Below are 16,194 nucleotides of genomic sequence, written 5' to 3' on the forward strand. Positions count from 1 at the left end.
CCTTTCAGGTGTGGGTGCCAACAGGCGTACGCCGTACGGGCGCTGTTCGCTCAGAGCGAACGATCGCCGGGCCCCCGGTCGCTGCCCCAGTCCACCGGTCCGTCGAACTGGGCGGCGTGCCGGGGCGGATGGGCGGCGGAACCCAGCACGAAGACGTCCTCGGCCCCGTCGAGAACACCGCCCGAGGGATCGTCGTCGCCGGCCCGGCGCACCACGTCGCGTTCCGGCATGAGGATGTCGCGCACGACCATCGCGCACAGGTAGGCCGTGCCCAGCAGATGCAGTCCGATGGCCCAGTGATAGCCGTCGGTCGGCAGGCCCTTATGGGCGTTTCCGCTGGTCGTGTAGGCGAGGTACATCCAGATCCCGAGGAAGTACGCCACCTCGCACGCCTGCCAGATGAGGAAGTCCCGCCACTTGGGCCGGGCCAGCACTGCCAGCGGCACCAGCCACAGGACGTACTGCGGCGAGTAGACCTTGTTGGTGAGGATGAACGCGGCGACGATCAGGAACGCCAGCTGGGCGAAACGCGGCCGGCGCGGAGCGGTCAGGGTGAGCGCCGCGATGCCCGCGCAGCACAGCAGCACCAGCAGCGTGGCCAGCGTGTTGACGGTGTCGGTGCTCAGCGGGTCGCCTGAGTTCTGGGCCAGGATCAGCCAGAAGGAACCGAAGTCCACGCCCCGCTCCTGGCTGAACGTGTAGAACTTCGACCAGCCGTCGAAGGCGAAGAGCATCACCGGCAGGTTCACCACGAGCCAGGAGACGGCCGCGCCGCCCAGGGCCTTGCCGAAGTCCCGCCACTTGCCCGCCCGCCAGCACAGCACGAACAGCGGCCCGAGCAGGAACACCGGATACAGCTTGGCGGCCGTGGCGAGCCCCAGGAGGACCCCGAAGGCGAGCGAACGGCCTCGCGCCCACATCAGCATCGCGGAGGCCGTCAGAGCTACCGCCAGCAGGTCCCAGTTGATGGTGGCGGTCAACGCGAAGGCGGGTGCCAGGGCGAGCAGCAGACCGTCCCACGGACGGCGGGCGTGGGTACGGCTCACACAGACGACGATGACGGCCGCGCAGGCCATCAACATCCCGGCGTTGACCATCCAGTACCACTGCTCCTGGTCCTGGATGCTGCCGCTGCCCGGCGTGAGCCAGGCGGCGACCTCCATGAACACACCGGTCAGCACCGGGTATTCGAGGTACTGCATGTCGCCGGGGAGCTTGTCGAAGTACGGGACGAGCCCGTCGGCGAAACCGCGTCCCTGGTAGAGGTGCGGGATGTCCGAGTAGCACGCGTGGGTGTACTGGGCGCTGGCACCGAAGAACCAGCCGCCGTTGTAGCAGGGCGCCTTCTGGACCAGGCCGAGCGCGAACACGCCGATGGCCACGAGCGCGATGACCCGGACGGGCGTCCACCAGGAGGTCCCCAGCAGCGCGTGCCGCCCGAGAGGACCGCCGATGAACTCGCTGCCGTTCCTGGAGACCTCGTCGTCCTGGGTCGGACGCACCGGGTCGGACTCGTGCACGCTCGCTGGCGTCGATTCAGCACTGGGCATGCGGCCCATCCTGCCGTACGAGGCTGGGAGTACGCCGAGGGCCGCCGCACCTGGTGGGTGCGACGGCCCATGTTTCACGTGAAACACCCTCGACGGGGCATTTGGCGGCTAACCGCCCGATCCTCCGAAGAGGCCCCCATTGCCGTTGCCGTTGGTGTTGCCGCCGTTCCCCTCGGTCGATGTGGCCGTGGGCGTCGAGGTGACACCACCGTCGGTACCGCCGTTGTCCGTGCCGCCCGTGTCCTCGCACTGCCAGTCGAACCGGCAGGTCTCGGTAGCCGTGGGCGTCGGTGAGACGAGCGTCTGGCTGGGCGTCGGGGTCGGAGTCGGGCTGGGCGACTCGGTCTCGGTGGGCGTCGGGGTGGGCGTCGGGCTCGGCTCCTCGTTGACGATCACACCGATGGGCTCCGGCGTCGGGAAGTCGATCGCCTTCTGGCCCTTCAGCGCCTTCTCCATGTAGTCGTGCCAGATCTCGGACGGGAACGACGCACCGTGGATCTTCTCCTGGCCGCCTGTTCCGTACATCTCGAGGAACGTGCGGTTCTTCTTGGTCTCGTCGTCGTCCAGTCGGAACATGGTGATCGACGTGGAGAGCTGCGGGGTGTACCCGACGAACCAGGCGGACTTGTTGCCGTCGGTGGTACCGGTCTTGCCGGCCACCTCACGCCCGGTCAGCTGGGCGTTGGTACCCGTACCGTCCTCGACCACGGTCTTGAGGACGTCGGTGACGTTGTCGGCGACCTTCTTCTCGAACGCCTGCTTGGGCTGGGCCTTGTGCGTGAAGACGTCGCCGTCCTTGCTCGTGACCCTCTCGACGGAGTACGGCTCGTTCTGCTTGCCGCTGGCCGCGAAGGTGGCGTACGCGCCCGCCATGCGGATCGCACTGGGGTCGGAGATGCCGATGGAGAAGGACGGGTAGTTGGTGCCGGCCAGGCTGTTCTCCTTGAGGCCCGCGTCCATGGCCGCCTCCTTCACCTTGTCCAGGCCGACGTCCATGCCGAGCTGCACGAAGGCGGAGTTCACGGACTCCCGCATCGCCTCACGAAGATCGATCTGGTACTTGGGCGGAGAGCCGTAGGACTGCTTGCCGTCGTTCTCCTGGAGCCACTCCTTGCCCTCCTCGTTCTTCCAGATCGAACCGTCGTAGTTCTCGATCTTGAGGTTGTTCTTGCCGCTGAACAGACTCTTCGCGTTGACGACCGTGCGCTCGTCCTGTGCCTGGCTCTCACCGAGGTCCGGATCGCGCACACCCCACTTCATCGCCGCGGCGAGCACGAACGTCTTGAACGTCGAGCCGACCTGGGCACCGGTGGAGTCGCAGTTGTTGGTGAAGTGGGTGGTCGCGTCCACACCGCCGTAGCAGGCCCGGATCGCCCCGGTGGCCGGCTCCACCGAAGCCCCGCCGAACTGGACGTAGGTGTCCTTGTCCGGGCGCTTCTTGGGGTCGATGTTCTCCTTGCGGACCTTCTTGACCGCTGCCTCGAGCTCACCGACCTTCTTCTTGTCGAAGGTTGTGTAGATCGAGTAGCCACCCTGCTGGAGCTGGTCGGCAGTAATGATCTTGTTGTTGACCAGATATGCCTTGGCGAGGTCGACCAGATAGCCGATCTGCCCCTTGAGCTGGGTGTTGGACCGGGGGTTCTGCCACTTGGGCAGCGTGGTGTACTTCGCCCGCTCCGTCGCGCTGAGGTGGCCGTACTCGACCATCTTGTCGAGGGTGTCCTGCATCTGCCGCAGGGCTCGCCTCTGGTTGGCCTCAGGCGTGGCCTGCGTCGAGTCGATGGAGGTCGCGCCCGCCGGGTCGTAGTACGTGGCGCCCTTGAGCATGGCCGAGAGGAAGGCGCACTCGCCCGGATTCAGGTCCTTGGCGTCCTTGTTGAAGTACGCGCGCGCGGCTGCCTGGATGCCGTAGGCGTTGCGGCCGTAGTACGCGGAGTTCAGGTACCCCGCCATGATCTCGTCCTTGTTGACCGTGGCGCCCACCTTGATGGAGATGAAGATCTCCTTGAACTTGCGCGTGACGGTCTGGGACTGGTCGTTCAGGCGCGCGTTCTTGACGTACTGCTGGGTGATGGTGGAACCACCCTGGGTGTTGCCGCCCCTGGCCATGTTGAACACCGCGCGGGCGATGCCCTTGGGGTCGATGCCGCTGTCGGTGTAGAAGGTCTTGTTCTCCTGCGAGACGACGGCGTATTGCATCGCCTTCGGGATCTGCGCGAGGTTGACGATCTGGCGGTTGGTCTCGCCACCGGTGGAGACCATCTCGGTGTCGTCGGACCAGTAGTAGACGTTGTTCTGCGCCGTCGCGGTCTCCGCGACGTTCGGAACGCTCACGAGGGCGTACCCGACGCCGGCGACCGCGACCAGGCTGCCGATGAAGCCGATGAACAGGCCCGTCACCAGCTTCCAGGACGGCACCCAGCGGGCCACGCCGTACTTGCCCGCGCGCGGGTAGTCGATGAAGCGTTTCTTGCCCGGGTCGGAAGCGCGTCCCCGGCCGGCCGGCGCCCCGCGCCTGCCGGCGCGAGCAGGCTCCGCCCCTCTGCGGCGGCCCCCGCCGCCCGTGCTTCTCTGGGCCGCACGGCGGGCCTCGGCACGGCCGCCGTACGGACGGTCCTCGCCTCCCGGACCGTTGGGTGCCGAATCCTGGGAGCTGCTCCCATAGGAGTCGGCAAGAGACCCGGTGGCGCCTCGCGGAGCCGCGCGGCGACCGGAGGACGAGCCGGACTGGCCGCGTCGGGCCGCGGCACGTCCGCCTCCCTGCGGCTGCGGCGGTTTGCGACGGTGCTCGCTCATCGAACGACTACTCCTCGGGCAGGCGCACCCTTGCGCGCCTGGAAACGGCGGCTGGTTTCCGGTCCCCCCGAAGTACGGATGTGGTCGGTCGCGCATTCATCCGTACCGCACCGGGACAGCGACGCCCCCCAGGCGTCACTTGGTTCCCGGTGGTGTGCATGCCGCACAGACTACGCACCGTCAAAACCTGCTGAGCCCCGAAGTTCACCTCAAATCCGGCAACTTGGTTCGCATGAATCATTGATGTGATCCCGTTCACCGTCCTCCCACTTGTCCCTTCCGGAAGGGCGTTCTATCGTCTTGATGTATCGAGTCGATACATCGGTGCGAGACAGTGACGAGGAGGCGACGATGAGCCGGCGTTCCGGGATCCTCGAATTCGCCGTGCTCGGCCTGCTCCGCGAGTCCCCGATGCACGGCTATGAGCTGCGCAAACGTCTCAATACATCCTTGGGCGTGTTCCGAGCCTTCAGCTACGGCACGCTCTACCCCTGCCTCAAGACGCTGCTCGCCAACGGCTGGTTGATCGAGGAACCGGGGAACACCACCGAGGACGCCCTCGCCGCACCACTCGCAGGGCGTCGCGCCAAGATCGTCTATCGGTTGACGGCGGAAGGTAAGGAGCACTTCGAGGAGTTGCTCTCGCAGACGGGTCCCGACGCGTACGAGGACGAGCACTTCGCCGCTCGTTTCGCCTTCTTCGGGCAGACCTCACGCGACGTCCGCATGCGAGTCCTCGAAGGCCGGCGCAGCCGGCTGGAGGAGCGCCTGGAGAAGATGAGTGCCTCGCTGGCACGCACCCGGGAGCGCCTCGACGACTACACACTCGAGCTCCAGCGCCACGGGATGGAGTCCGTGGAGCGCGAAGTGCGCTGGCTGAACGAGCTCATCGAGAGCGAGCGGGCCGGCCGGGACCTCAAGGGTCCCGGCCGAGGCGAAGCCGCTCGCGACACCACAGAGGGAGCGCCGGGCGTCCTGCCCCGGCCCGGGGACACCCCCGGTCCGGATACGCCCGGCGACACCGCCACGTGAGGTCCCTGCCAGGGCCTCACTCGTACACACAGGGAGCAACCGGAATGGGTTCGGTTCGCGTAGCCGTCGTCGGCGTGGGCAACTGCGCTGCGTCGCTGGTTCAGGGAGTCGAGTACTACAAGGACGCCGACCCGGCGTCGAAGGTCCCCGGGCTGATGCACGTCCAGTTCGGCGACTACCACGTGCGTGACATCGAGTTCGTCGCGGCGTTCGACGTCGACGCGAAGAAGGTCGGTCTCGACCTCGCCGATGCCATCGGCGCCTCCGAGAACAACACCATCAAGATCTGCGACGTGCCGAACACCGGCGTGACCGTCCAGCGCGGCCACACCCTCGACGGCCTCGGCAAGTACTACCGCGAGACCATCGAGGAGTCCCCCGAGGCCCCGGTCGACATCGTCCAGGTCCTCAAGGACAAGCAGGTCGACGTCCTCGTCTGCTACCTGCCCGTCGGTTCCGAGGACGCGGCGAAGTTCTACGCCCAGTGCGCCATCGACGCCAAGGTCGCCTTCGTCAACGCCCTCCCGGTCTTCATCGCCGGCACCAAGGAGTGGGCGGACAAGTTCACCGAGGCGGGCGTCCCGATCGTCGGCGACGACATCAAGTCCCAGGTCGGCGCCACCATCACGCACCGCGTCATGGCGAAGCTGTTCGAGGACCGGGGTGTCGTCCTGGACCGCACGATGCAGCTCAACGTCGGCGGCAACATGGACTTCAAGAACATGCTCGAGCGTGACCGCCTCGAGTCGAAGAAGATCTCCAAGACGCAGGCCGTCACCTCCCAGATCCCCGACCGGGACCTCGGTGAGAAGAACGTCCACATCGGCCCGTCCGACTACGTGGCCTGGCTCGACGACCGCAAGTGGGCGTACGTCCGCCTCGAGGGCCGTGCCTTCGGCGACGTCCCGCTGAACCTGGAGTACAAGCTCGAGGTCTGGGACTCCCCGAACTCCGCCGGTGTCATCATCGACGCCCTGCGCGCCGCGAAGATCGCCAAGGACCGCGGTATCGGCGGCCCGATCCTGTCGGCCTCCAGCTACTTCATGAAGTCCCCGCCGGTCCAGTACTTCGACGACGAGGCCCGCGAGAACGTCGAGAAGTTCATCAAGGGTGAAGTCGAGCGCTAAGGCTCACTCAAACGCTCCTGCCAGGGCCGTAGAGGGTCCCCGGGCTGTATCGCCCGGGGACCCTCGCCGTATGTGAGGCTGTGCCCCATGTCCGTCGTCCGCGATCTGCGTGTCCTTCTCCGCCTCCGGGACTTCCGGCGCCTGCTCTCCGTGCGCCTGCTCTCCCAGGGCGCGGACGGCGTCTACCAGATCGCGCTCGCCGCCTACGTCGTGTTCTCCCCGGAGAAGCAGACCTCGGCCACGGCGATCGCCTCCGCGATGGCGGTCCTGCTCCTCCCGTACTCCTTGGTGGGCCCGTTCGCCGGCGTCCTCCTGGACCGCTGGCGTCGCCGCCAGGTCTTCCTCTACGGCAATCTCGTACGCGCCCTGCTGGCATCGGTGACAGCCGTCCTGATGCTCGGCCATGTCCCGGACTGGCTCTTCTACGTCTCCGCCCTCTGCGTCACCGCCGTCAACCGCTTCGTCCTGTCCGGCCTGTCCGCCGCCCTGCCCCGTGTCGTGGACGAGGAACGTCTGGTGATCGCCAACTCCCTCTCCCCGACGGCCGGAACGCTCGCCGCCACGACGGGCGGCGGTCTCGCCTTCCTCGTGCGACTCCTGGTCGCCGACTCCGACGCGGCCGTGGTGCTGCTGGGAGCGGGCCTGTATTTGTGCGGTGCGCTCGCCGCGCTGCGCATACCACCGGAACTGCTCGGCCCCGACCGCCAGTTGATCCGCCCCCGCCTCGGCGACGCCCTCACCGGCACCGCCCGCGAGCTGGCCGCAGGCGTACGCCACCTGGCCGCCCCCGCACGTCGGCCGGCCGCCCGGGCGCTCGGAGCGATGTCGGTCATGCGGTTCTGCTACGGCGCTCTGCTCGTCATGGTGCTGATGCTCTGCCGGTACGCCCTGACGTCCGACCCGGACGACGGACTGGCTCTGCTGGGACTGGCATTGGGCATCTCCGGCGCAGGCTTCTTCGTCGCCGCCGTGATCACCCCTTGGGCCGCCGGCAGACTCGGACCTGAGCGCTGGATCGTCGTGTGCGCGGCGACCGCCGCGGTCCTGGAACCCGCCCTCGGGCTCCCCTTCGCCACCGTCCCCATGCTCGTCGCGGCGTTCGTGCTGGGCCTGATCACGCAGGGCGCGAAGATCGCCACGGACACCATCGTGCAGTCATCCGTCGACGACGGGTTCCGGGGCCGGATCTTCTCCGTCTACGACGTCCTGTTCAACATAGCTTTCGTGGGCGCCGCAGCCGTGGCCGCCCTGATACTGCCGCCGGACGGCCGCTCTGCGGCCTTGGTGGTCACCGTCGCCGTCCTCTACGGGGCGATCGCGGTCGCGATGACGAAGCAGCGGCAAATGACGCCGGAACGATGAAGGGGCGATGTTTCACGTGAAACACCGCCCCTCGACGCGCAGGGGGTCATGTTTCACGTGAAACATGACCCCGTTTCACAGCCTCAGCCCTGAGCAGCCCACCACTCCTTGAGCGCGGCCACCGCTTCGTCGCGTTCCATCGGCCCGTTCTCCAGCCGAAGCTCCAGCATGTGCTTGTACGCACGGCCCACGGCGGGGCCGGGTGCCACACCGAGGATCTCCATGATCTGGTTGCCGTCGAGGTCGGGCCTGATCGAGTCCAGCTCCTCCTGCTCCTGAAGCTGGGAGATCCGCTCCTCCAGACCGTCGTAGGCACGCGACAGCGCGGCTGCCTTGCGCTTGTTCCTGGTCGTGCAGTCCGAGCGGGTCAGCTTGTGGAGCCGGTCGAGCAGAGGGCCCGCGTCCCGCACATAGCGGCGCACTGCCGAGTCCGTCCACTCTCCGGTGCCGTATCCGTGGAACCGCAGGTGCAGTTCGACGAGCCGGGAGACGTCCTTCACCAGCTCGTTGGAGTACTTGAGCGCCGTCATCCGCTTCTTGGTCATCTTCGCGCCGACCACTTCGTGGTGGTGGAACGAGACCCGGCCGTCCTTCTCGAAGCGGCGCGTACGGGGCTTGCCGATGTCGTGGAGCAGCGCGGCCAGGCGCAGGGTCAGGTCGGGCCCTTCCTTCTCCAGCGCGATGGCCTGCTCCAGGACGATCAGCGTGTGCTCGTAGACGTCCTTGTGCCGGTGGTGCTCGTCACTCTCCAGCCGCAGGGCCGGAAGCTCCGGCAGCACATGCTCGGCGAGACCCGTGTCGACCAGCAGCGTCAGCCCCTTGCGCGGATGGTCGGACAGGATGAGCTTGTTGAGCTCGTCCCTGATCCGCTCGGCGGAGACGATCTCCAGGCGTCGGGACATCTCCGTCATCGCGGTGACGACCTCGGGGGCCAGCGCGAAGTCGAGCTGTGCCGCGAAGCGTGCGGCCCGCATCATCCGCAGCGGGTCGTCCGAGAAGGACGCCTCCGGGGTGCCCGGCGTGCGCAGCACCCGCGCCGCGAGGTCGTCGAGGCCGCCGTGCGGGTCGATGAACCTCTTCTCCGGGAGAGCGACGGCCATCGCGTTCACGGTGAAGTCACGCCGGACGAGGTCCTCCTCGATGGAGTCGCCGTACGACACCTCGGGCTTGCGGGAGGTGCGGTCGTACGCCTCGGACCGGTAGGTGGTCACCTCGATCTGGTAGCCGTCCTTCTGCGCCCCCACCGTGCCGAAGGCGATCCCGACCTCCCACACGGCGTCCGCCCACGGGCGCACGATCTTCAGCACGTCCTGGGGGCGGGCGTCGGTCGTGAAGTCCAGGTCGTTGCCGAGCCGGCCGAGCAGTGCGTCCCGTACCGAACCGCCGACCAGGGCGAGTGAGAACCCGGCCTCCTGGAACCGGCGGGCGAGGTCGTCGGCGACAGGTGCGACCTCGAGCGGTTGGTTCACCGCGCGGTCCTGCACCTGACTCGGGGCACTGAGCTTGTCTTCGTTGGCGTTCGGCACAACAGAAGAGGGTACGTGGCCCGGGCATACCCGGGCGCCTCCATTGAACGTGCACAGACTCGCCATCCGGACCTGCACAAGGTCTGCTCCGGAGACCCACGCGCACGCTCCCCTCTATACGTGCACATTCGGGACAGTGCGGCAGCGTCCCCCGATCTTGTGGAGCGGTCCGCGGCACTTCCCCTCAGCGCGCATCGTTACCATGCGTGGACGCACATTCCGACGACCACTGACGACGACGAGGGACGGGCGAGCGCGTGGCCGAGGCGGCAGACTTCCAGGGGACGAGTCCCTCACCTGCCCGCCGCTGGCTGCGGCGCACCGGGGCCCTGCTCGCAGGGGCTCCTCTGCTGGCCGGTCTGTGCCAGTTCACCGCCGCGGCACCCGCTGAGGCCGCCGACAGCTCCGGGTCCGTCTCCGTGGCGGTCGACACGCTCAGCCCGAGCGCACCTACGGAGGGTGACACGCTCACCGTGTCGGGGACGGTGACCAACAACGGCAAGCAGGCCGTCTCGGCCGCTCACGTGGGACTGCAGGTCGGCCCGGAGCTGAACACGCGCTCGTCGATCGACAGGGTCAGCGCAGACGGGGACTCGCTCCAGGGCGATACGGGCTCCGAGGTCGGCGGGAAGTACGAGGCGAAGTTCGCGAAGCTCACCCCCGGGGTGGCCCAGCCCTTCACCATCTCCGTCCCGGTCGACGACCTGGACCTCGGTGACGCCGGCGTCTACCAGTTCGCCGTCGCGGTGTCGGGCAGGACCGCGGCCCAGCCGTGGGACCAGCCGCTGGGCATCCAGCGGACCTTCCTGCCCTGGCAGTCCGACGAGGCGGACACGAAGACGAAGACGACGTTCCTGTGGCCGTTGATCTCCACCGTGCACATGACGGCGGAGACCGGCTCGAACGCCCAGCAGACACCGGTCTTCCTCAACGACGACCTCGCCGAGGAGATCTCGGCGGGCGGCCGCCTGGACCAGATGCTGTCGCTGGGCGAGAACCTGGACGTCACGTGGGTGATCGATCCGGACCTGCTGGCGTCCGTCGACGCGATGACCCGCAGCTACCGGATCCAGGGCGAGGGCGACACCACCACCGCCGGCACCCACCAGGCACTCGCCAAACAGTGGCTGGCCAGGCTGCAGACGGCGGTGGAGGACAAGGAGGTCGTCGCGCTCCCCTTCGCCGATCCGGACCTCGCCTCCCTCGCCCACAACGGCACGAGCGTCACCGGCTCGCTCAGCCACCTCCACGAGGCCACCGACGTCGCCGCCACCACGGTGCGGACCGTGCTCCACGTGACACCGAGCACCGACTTCGCGTGGCCCGTGAACGGCGCGGTGGACCCGTCCATCGTCAAGGTCGCCACCTCCGCCGGTGCCGACAAGGTGATCGCCCGCAGCGACAGCCTCCAGGAGACCGCCGGACTGTCGTACACACCTTCCGCGGCCCGCCCCATCGGCGGCGGCACTACGGCGGTCGTCGCGGACGCGCGGCTGTCCACGGCCTTCCAGGGCGATCTGACGAAGGCCTCGTCCGCCACGCTCGCCGTGCAGCGGTTCCTCGCCCAGAGCCTCGCCCTCGACCTCCAGACGGACAAGCAGCGCAGCATCGTCGTCGCCCCGCAGCGCATGCCCACGGCCGCCCAGGCGGACGCCATGGCCGAGGCGATCACCGCGTTGCAGGGCGGCAACTGGTCGCAGTCCCAGAAGCTCACGGCGGCGGCCGCGGCCAAGCCGGACCCCGAGGCCACCACCAAGGTGCCCTCCGCGTCCGCCTACCCCGCCTCGCTGCGCAAGCAGCAGCTGCCGAAGTGGGCCTTCCAGCAGATCGCCAGCACGCAGAACAAGCTCGACAACTTCAAGGTGATCCTCTCCGACCAGTCCCGCGTCGTGACCCCCTTCGGGCGGGCCATGAACCGCGAGATGTCCACGTCGTGGCGGGGCCGCGCAAGCGAGGCGAGCAGCTTCCGCGCGGACGTCGAGGCCTACCTGGACGAGCTGACCTCCCAGGTGAGCCTGATCGACAAGTCGGAGACCAAGCTCTCCGGACGCAGCGCCACGATCCCCGTGACGGTCCAGAACAACCTGGTGCAGGGAGTGGAGCACCTGCGGCTGCGGCTGACCTCGCTGAGCCCGAACCGGCTCGAGATCGGCGGCTCCTCCTACTACGAGCAGCAGGTCGAGGTCTCCGGCGGCCACAGCCAGACGGTGAAGTTCACCACGACGGCCAACGCCAACGGCAAGGCCTCGGTGATCGCCCAGTTGTACACGGAGGACGGCCAGCCCTACGGAGAGCCCGTCAGGTTCGACGTGAAGGTCACCGAGTTCACGGCCACGGTCATGCTGGTCATCGGTGGCGGTGTCCTGCTGCTGGTACTGGCAGGATTCCGGATGTACACCCAGCGCAAGCGCGCGGCCGCCCGTGAGGCCGAGCAGAACGGACCCGACGACGGGGCGGGTGCAGCCGTGGACGGTCCGGAGAACCCGGAAGGCTCCGAGGACCGTCTCAAGGAAGAGTCCGGCACCGGACCCTGGGCCGACGACCCGGAGCAGCCGAGTGACCTGACAGCGGACACCGCAGCGGAAAGCGCCGACCCGTCCGGCACGGGTGAGAGAGTGGACCGTTGAGGATGTCGTGGCCGGTGGGCCCGGGACGATGAGGTGGGGTAACCATGAACGCGCCGTACGACGGTGATCGCGGTCAGGGCGCGGACAACTCGGGTCGCCCCGAGGGGCCGCCGCCCGAGCACGACCAGGTGCCGCCGCAGGCTCCCGCGGACATGTACCTCCAGGACGCCTACGACCAGGACCCCTATCGGGCGCAGGACCTGCACGCCCAGGACCCGGTCGCCGAGGCCCTCTACGACCGTGCGGCGCATCCCCCGCCGCCGCCCGGCACCCATCAGCCGCAGCAGCCGCTGTACTCCCAGCCGCCGCAGTCTCCCTACGCGCCGGACCCGCACGTGTGGGCGCAGACCCCGGCTCCCGAGCCGGAGGGCCCGACGCAGTACCTGCCGTACGGCGACGACCCCCGCACCACGCAGTTCGTGGGGGTCGACGACCTGGTGAGCCAGGCCGGCGAGGAGCGTCACGAGCCGGACGCGTTCGCCCACCTCTTCCGCGACCAGCAGCAGCGTGGCGGCCGGCCGACGGACCCCCCGTTGGTACCGGCGCCGGGCGGGCCGGTGCAGACACCGCAGTTCCAGGCTCCCGTGGCGGCCGCACCCTCGGCCGACGAGACCATGAACCTGGGGACCGTGCCGGTCGCGCCCGAGGCGGTCTCCGAAGCTCCCGCCGCCCCCGCGAAGAAGGGCGGCAAGGCGTCGGGCCTGCTGAAGTCGAGCGCCGTGATGGCGGCCGGCACCATGGTCTCGCGTCTGACCGGCTTCATCCGTTCGGCACTCATCGTGTCGGCGCTCGGCACCGCCTTCCTGGGCGACTCCTTCCAGGTGGCCTACCAGCTACCGACCATGATCTACATCCTCACCGTCGGCGGCGGCCTCAACTCCGTCTTCGTGCCGCAGCTCGTACGCGCCATGAAGGAGGACGACGACGGCGGCGAGGCCTTCGCGAACCGGCTGCTGACGCTCGTCATGGTGGCCCTCGCCCTGCTCACCGCGCTCACCATGTTCGCGGCACCGCTCCTGGTGCGGGCCCTGTCGAACCCCGTGGCGACCAACCCCGCGGCCAACGACGTCGCCATCACCTTCACCCGCTACTTCCTGCCCTCCATCTTCTTCATGGGCATCCACGTGGTGATGGGGCAGATCCTCAACGCGCGCGGCAAGTTCGGCGCGATGATGTGGACTCCGGTCCTCAACAACATCGTCATCATCGTGACGCTCGCGATGTTCCTGTGGGTCTACGGCACCGCCGGGCGCTCCGGCATGAGCGTCACGAACATCCCGCCGGAGGGCCAGCGGCTGCTCGGCGTGGGCATTCTGCTCGGCCTCGTGGTGCAGGCCCTCGCGATGATCCCGTATCTGCGCGAGACCGGGTTCCGGCTGCGCCTGCGCTTCGACTGGAAGGGCCACGGCCTCGGCAAGGCCGCGATGCTCGCGAAGTGGACCATCCTGTTTGTCCTCGCCAACCAGGCGGGCGCCCTGGTCGTCACCCAGCTCGCCACCGCGGCCGTCGCCGACACCAAGATCCCCGGCACCGGCTTCAGCGCCTACGCCAACGCCCAGCTGATCTGGGGCCTTCCGCAGGCCATCATCACCGTCTCGTTGATGGCCGCACTGCTGCCGCGCATCTCCCGCTCGGCGGCGGAGGACGACGCCGGCGCGGTCCGCGACGACATCTCGCAGGGCCTGCGCACCACCGCGGTCGCCATCGTGCCCATCGCCTTCGGCTTCCTCTCGCTCGGCATCCCGATGTGCACGCTGATCTTCGGTGCCTCCAGCACCGGCGCCGCCACGAACATGGGGTACATGCTGATGGCCTTCGGCCTCGGCCTGATCCCCTATTCGGTCCAGTACGTCGTCCTGCGCGCCTTCTACGCCTACGAGGACACCCGGACGCCCTTCTACAACACCGTCATCGTGGCGGCCGTCAACGCCGCCGCCTCCGCCGCCTGTTACGCCCTGCTGCCGCCCCGCTGGGCCGTGGTCGGCATGGCCGCCTCGTACGGTCTCGCGTACGCGATCGGTGTCGGCGTCGCCTGGAACCGGCTGCGCAAGCGCCTCGGCGGCGACCTGGACGGCAACCGCGTCCTGCGCACCTACGCCCGGCTCTGCATCGCCTCCGTCCCGGCGGCCCTGCTCAGCGGAGCGGCCTGCTACGGCATCGGTCACTCGCTCGGCCAGGGCGTCGTCGGTTCGTTCGCCTCGCTGATCGCGGGCGGTGCGGTTCTGCTCGGGGTCTTCTTCGTCGCCGCCCGCAGGATGCGGATCGAGGAGCTGAACTCGTTGGTCGGCATGGTCCGGGGGCGTCTGGGGCGCTGAGGCAGGGGTACGCGCACAACCATCGTCCGCCACCGTGTGTCGTGCATAGCGGCGGACTGTGGGCACAATTGGATTCTGCGTCGCACGGCGCGCATTGAATGGGGAGGCAGGGAACGACGGTGGCGGAACGGAGCACGGCTGCCGTCGACGTGGCAGACACCAGCGGTGACCAACCGCTGACCGCCCAGGCGGACCAGTCCACGGCCGACGGCGTGGCCAAGAACCGGGAGCGGGACACGGAAGACGTCGAGGCACAGGGGAGTGGCGGGACCGAGGGTCCTGGCAAGGCGTCACCGCCGGAGCTGCACAGCGGTCACAAACTCGCAAGACGCTACCGTCTCGAGGAATGCGTCACCCGTCTGGACGGGTTCAGCAGTTGGCGTGCCGTCGACGAGAAACTCCGTCGGGCCGTCGGCGTGCACATCCTGCCCGCCGACCATGCGCGGGCCCGCTCCGTCCTGGCCGCGGCCCGTTCCTCCGCGCTGCTGGGTGACCCGCGCTTCGTCCAGGTCCTGGACGCCGTCGAGGAGAACGACCTCGTCTATGTCGTCCACGAGTGGCTTCCCGACGCCACCGAGCTCACCACCCTCCTCGCCCCGGGCCCGCTGGAGGTGTACGACGCCTACCAGATGGTCAGTCAGGTGGCGTCCGCCATGGCCGCGGCCCACCGCGAGGGCCTCGCGCACCTGCGGCTGAACCCGAACGCTGTCCTGCGCACGTCGAGCGGTCAGTGGCGCATCCGCGGCCTCGCCGTGAACGCCGCGCTGCGCGGCGTCGTTTCGGAGACCCCGCAGCGCACGGACACCGAGGCGATCGGCGCTCTCCTGTACGCGGCGCTCACCCAGCGGTGGCCGTACGAGAGCGACGCCTACGGTCTGGCCGGCCTGCCCAAGGACGTGGGTCTCATCGCCCCCGACCAGGTGCGGGCGGGGGTCCACCGCGGGCTGTCCGAGCTGGCCATGCGCGCCCTCGCCAACGACGGGGCGACCGCCTCCCGGCACGAGTCGGCGTGCACCACGCCCGAGGAACTGGTCAAGGCGATCGGGGAGATGCCCCGCATCCGCCCGCCGGAGCCGGCTTTCACGGCCCCGCCCGAGTACCAGCGCACGACGTACCAGCAGGGCACCTACGGCCGCCCGGCACCGCCCGGTGTCACCCAGCCCGTGGCGCCCCCGCCACCGCCGCTGCAGAGCCGCACCGGCCGCGCCCTGAAGTGGGCCGTCTCGGCGCTCCTCATCGCCGCGCTGGGGCTCGGCAGTTGGCAGCTCGCGGACGCCCTGATGGACCGGGGCGGCACATCGGACGAGAACCAGACGCAGACGACCGACGACGGCGACAAGAACAGCACCGCGCCGAAGCCGACGAAGACCCTCAGCATCGAGAACGCCCAGGAGTACGTGGCCGAGGGCGACGCCCAGCACCCCGCCGACGTGAAGCTGACGTACGACGGCAGCATGACGACGGGATGGCGGACCAGCAGCTACAAGGACGGTCCGCAGATAGTGATCAAGCCCGGCGTCGGCATCGTCTACGACCTCGGTTCCGCGCAGGAGGTGTCGGCCGCCACGCTGTCGTTCCGGTACGGCGGCGACCACACCACAGCCAAGCTGTACGCGTCGGACTCGCTCACGCCGTCCTCGCTGGACTCCCTGGACGAAATCGGTTCGGCTACGACGAACGGCACCACGGCCACGGTGAAGGTCGGCAAGCCGGTGAAGTCGCGGTACGTCCTGGTGTGGCTCACCGCGCTCCCTTACTCCGGAGCCGACTCCGCGAACTACAGCGACCCCGGCTACAAGCAGGCCATCACCAACGTGAAGTTCACCGGCTGAGAACTCACCGCAGACAAGGGGAGGGGG

At 68.7% G+C, this 16,194-nt stretch carries 9 protein-coding genes; 6 read left to right on the top strand and 3 right to left on the bottom strand.

Annotation, left to right across the window (positions count from 1 at the left end):
- Window positions 1–50: 50 nt before the first annotated feature.
- Entirely contained in the window at window positions 51–1,550 is a 1,500-nt protein-coding gene (locus ACIQJT_RS16380; RefSeq protein WP_402643966.1) for a glycosyltransferase family 87 protein, read from the bottom strand.
- A 108-nt stretch (window positions 1,551–1,658) separates the two neighbouring features.
- A complete protein-coding gene (locus ACIQJT_RS16385; protein WP_365452881.1) occupies window positions 1,659–4,346 on the bottom strand; it encodes a transglycosylase domain-containing protein in 2,688 nt (895 codons plus the stop codon).
- A 351-nt stretch (window positions 4,347–4,697) separates the two neighbouring features.
- Here ACIQJT_RS16385 and ACIQJT_RS16390 point away from each other — a divergent pair, with 351 nt between their 5' ends.
- The 3 genes from ACIQJT_RS16390 (at window position 4,698) to ACIQJT_RS16400 (ending at window position 7,867) form a co-directional block, all read left to right on the top strand.
- On the top strand, window positions 4,698–5,378 hold the full coding sequence (locus ACIQJT_RS16390; RefSeq protein ID WP_053846238.1) for a PadR family transcriptional regulator: 681 nt from the start codon (window positions 4,698–4,700) through the stop codon (window positions 5,376–5,378).
- 44 nt (window positions 5,379–5,422) lie between these two features.
- Window positions 5,423–6,505, top strand: coding sequence for an inositol-3-phosphate synthase (locus ACIQJT_RS16395; RefSeq protein ID WP_365452884.1), 1,083 nt, complete (start codon window positions 5,423–5,425; stop codon window positions 6,503–6,505).
- Window positions 6,506–6,592: 87 nt separating this feature from the next.
- Window positions 6,593–7,867, top strand: a complete 1,275-nt coding sequence (locus ACIQJT_RS16400; RefSeq protein ID WP_402643969.1) for an MFS transporter — start codon at window positions 6,593–6,595, stop codon at window positions 7,865–7,867.
- An 83-nt stretch (window positions 7,868–7,950) separates the two neighbouring features.
- Here the strand turns inward: ACIQJT_RS16400 and ACIQJT_RS16405 are convergent, their stop codons facing one another.
- Entirely contained in the window at window positions 7,951–9,393 is a 1,443-nt protein-coding gene (locus ACIQJT_RS16405; RefSeq protein ID WP_402643972.1) for a CCA tRNA nucleotidyltransferase, read from the bottom strand.
- Window positions 9,394–9,650: 257 nt separating this feature from the next.
- On the opposite strand from ACIQJT_RS16405, the gene ACIQJT_RS16410 reads away from it, so the two are divergent.
- The 3 genes from ACIQJT_RS16410 to ACIQJT_RS16420 all read left to right on the top strand — a co-directional run bounded on the left by ACIQJT_RS16410 (window position 9,651) and on the right by ACIQJT_RS16420 (window position 16,167).
- A complete protein-coding gene (locus ACIQJT_RS16410) occupies window positions 9,651–12,020 on the top strand; it encodes a DUF6049 family protein (protein WP_402643975.1) in 2,370 nt (789 codons plus the stop codon).
- Between the two features lie 44 nt (window positions 12,021–12,064).
- Entirely contained in the window at window positions 12,065–14,335 is a 2,271-nt protein-coding gene (gene murJ / locus ACIQJT_RS16415; protein WP_402643978.1) for a murein biosynthesis integral membrane protein MurJ, read from the top strand.
- 119 nt (window positions 14,336–14,454) lie between these two features.
- On the top strand, window positions 14,455–16,167 hold the full coding sequence (locus ACIQJT_RS16420; RefSeq protein WP_365452899.1) for a protein kinase family protein: 1,713 nt from the start codon (window positions 14,455–14,457) through the stop codon (window positions 16,165–16,167).
- The last annotated feature ends 27 nt before the right edge of the window (window positions 16,168–16,194 follow it).

Origin of the sequence: Streptomyces sp. NPDC091972 (genome assembly GCF_044756385.1) — a bacterium.
Classification (GTDB): Bacteria; Actinomycetota; Actinomycetes; order Streptomycetales; family Streptomycetaceae; genus Streptomyces.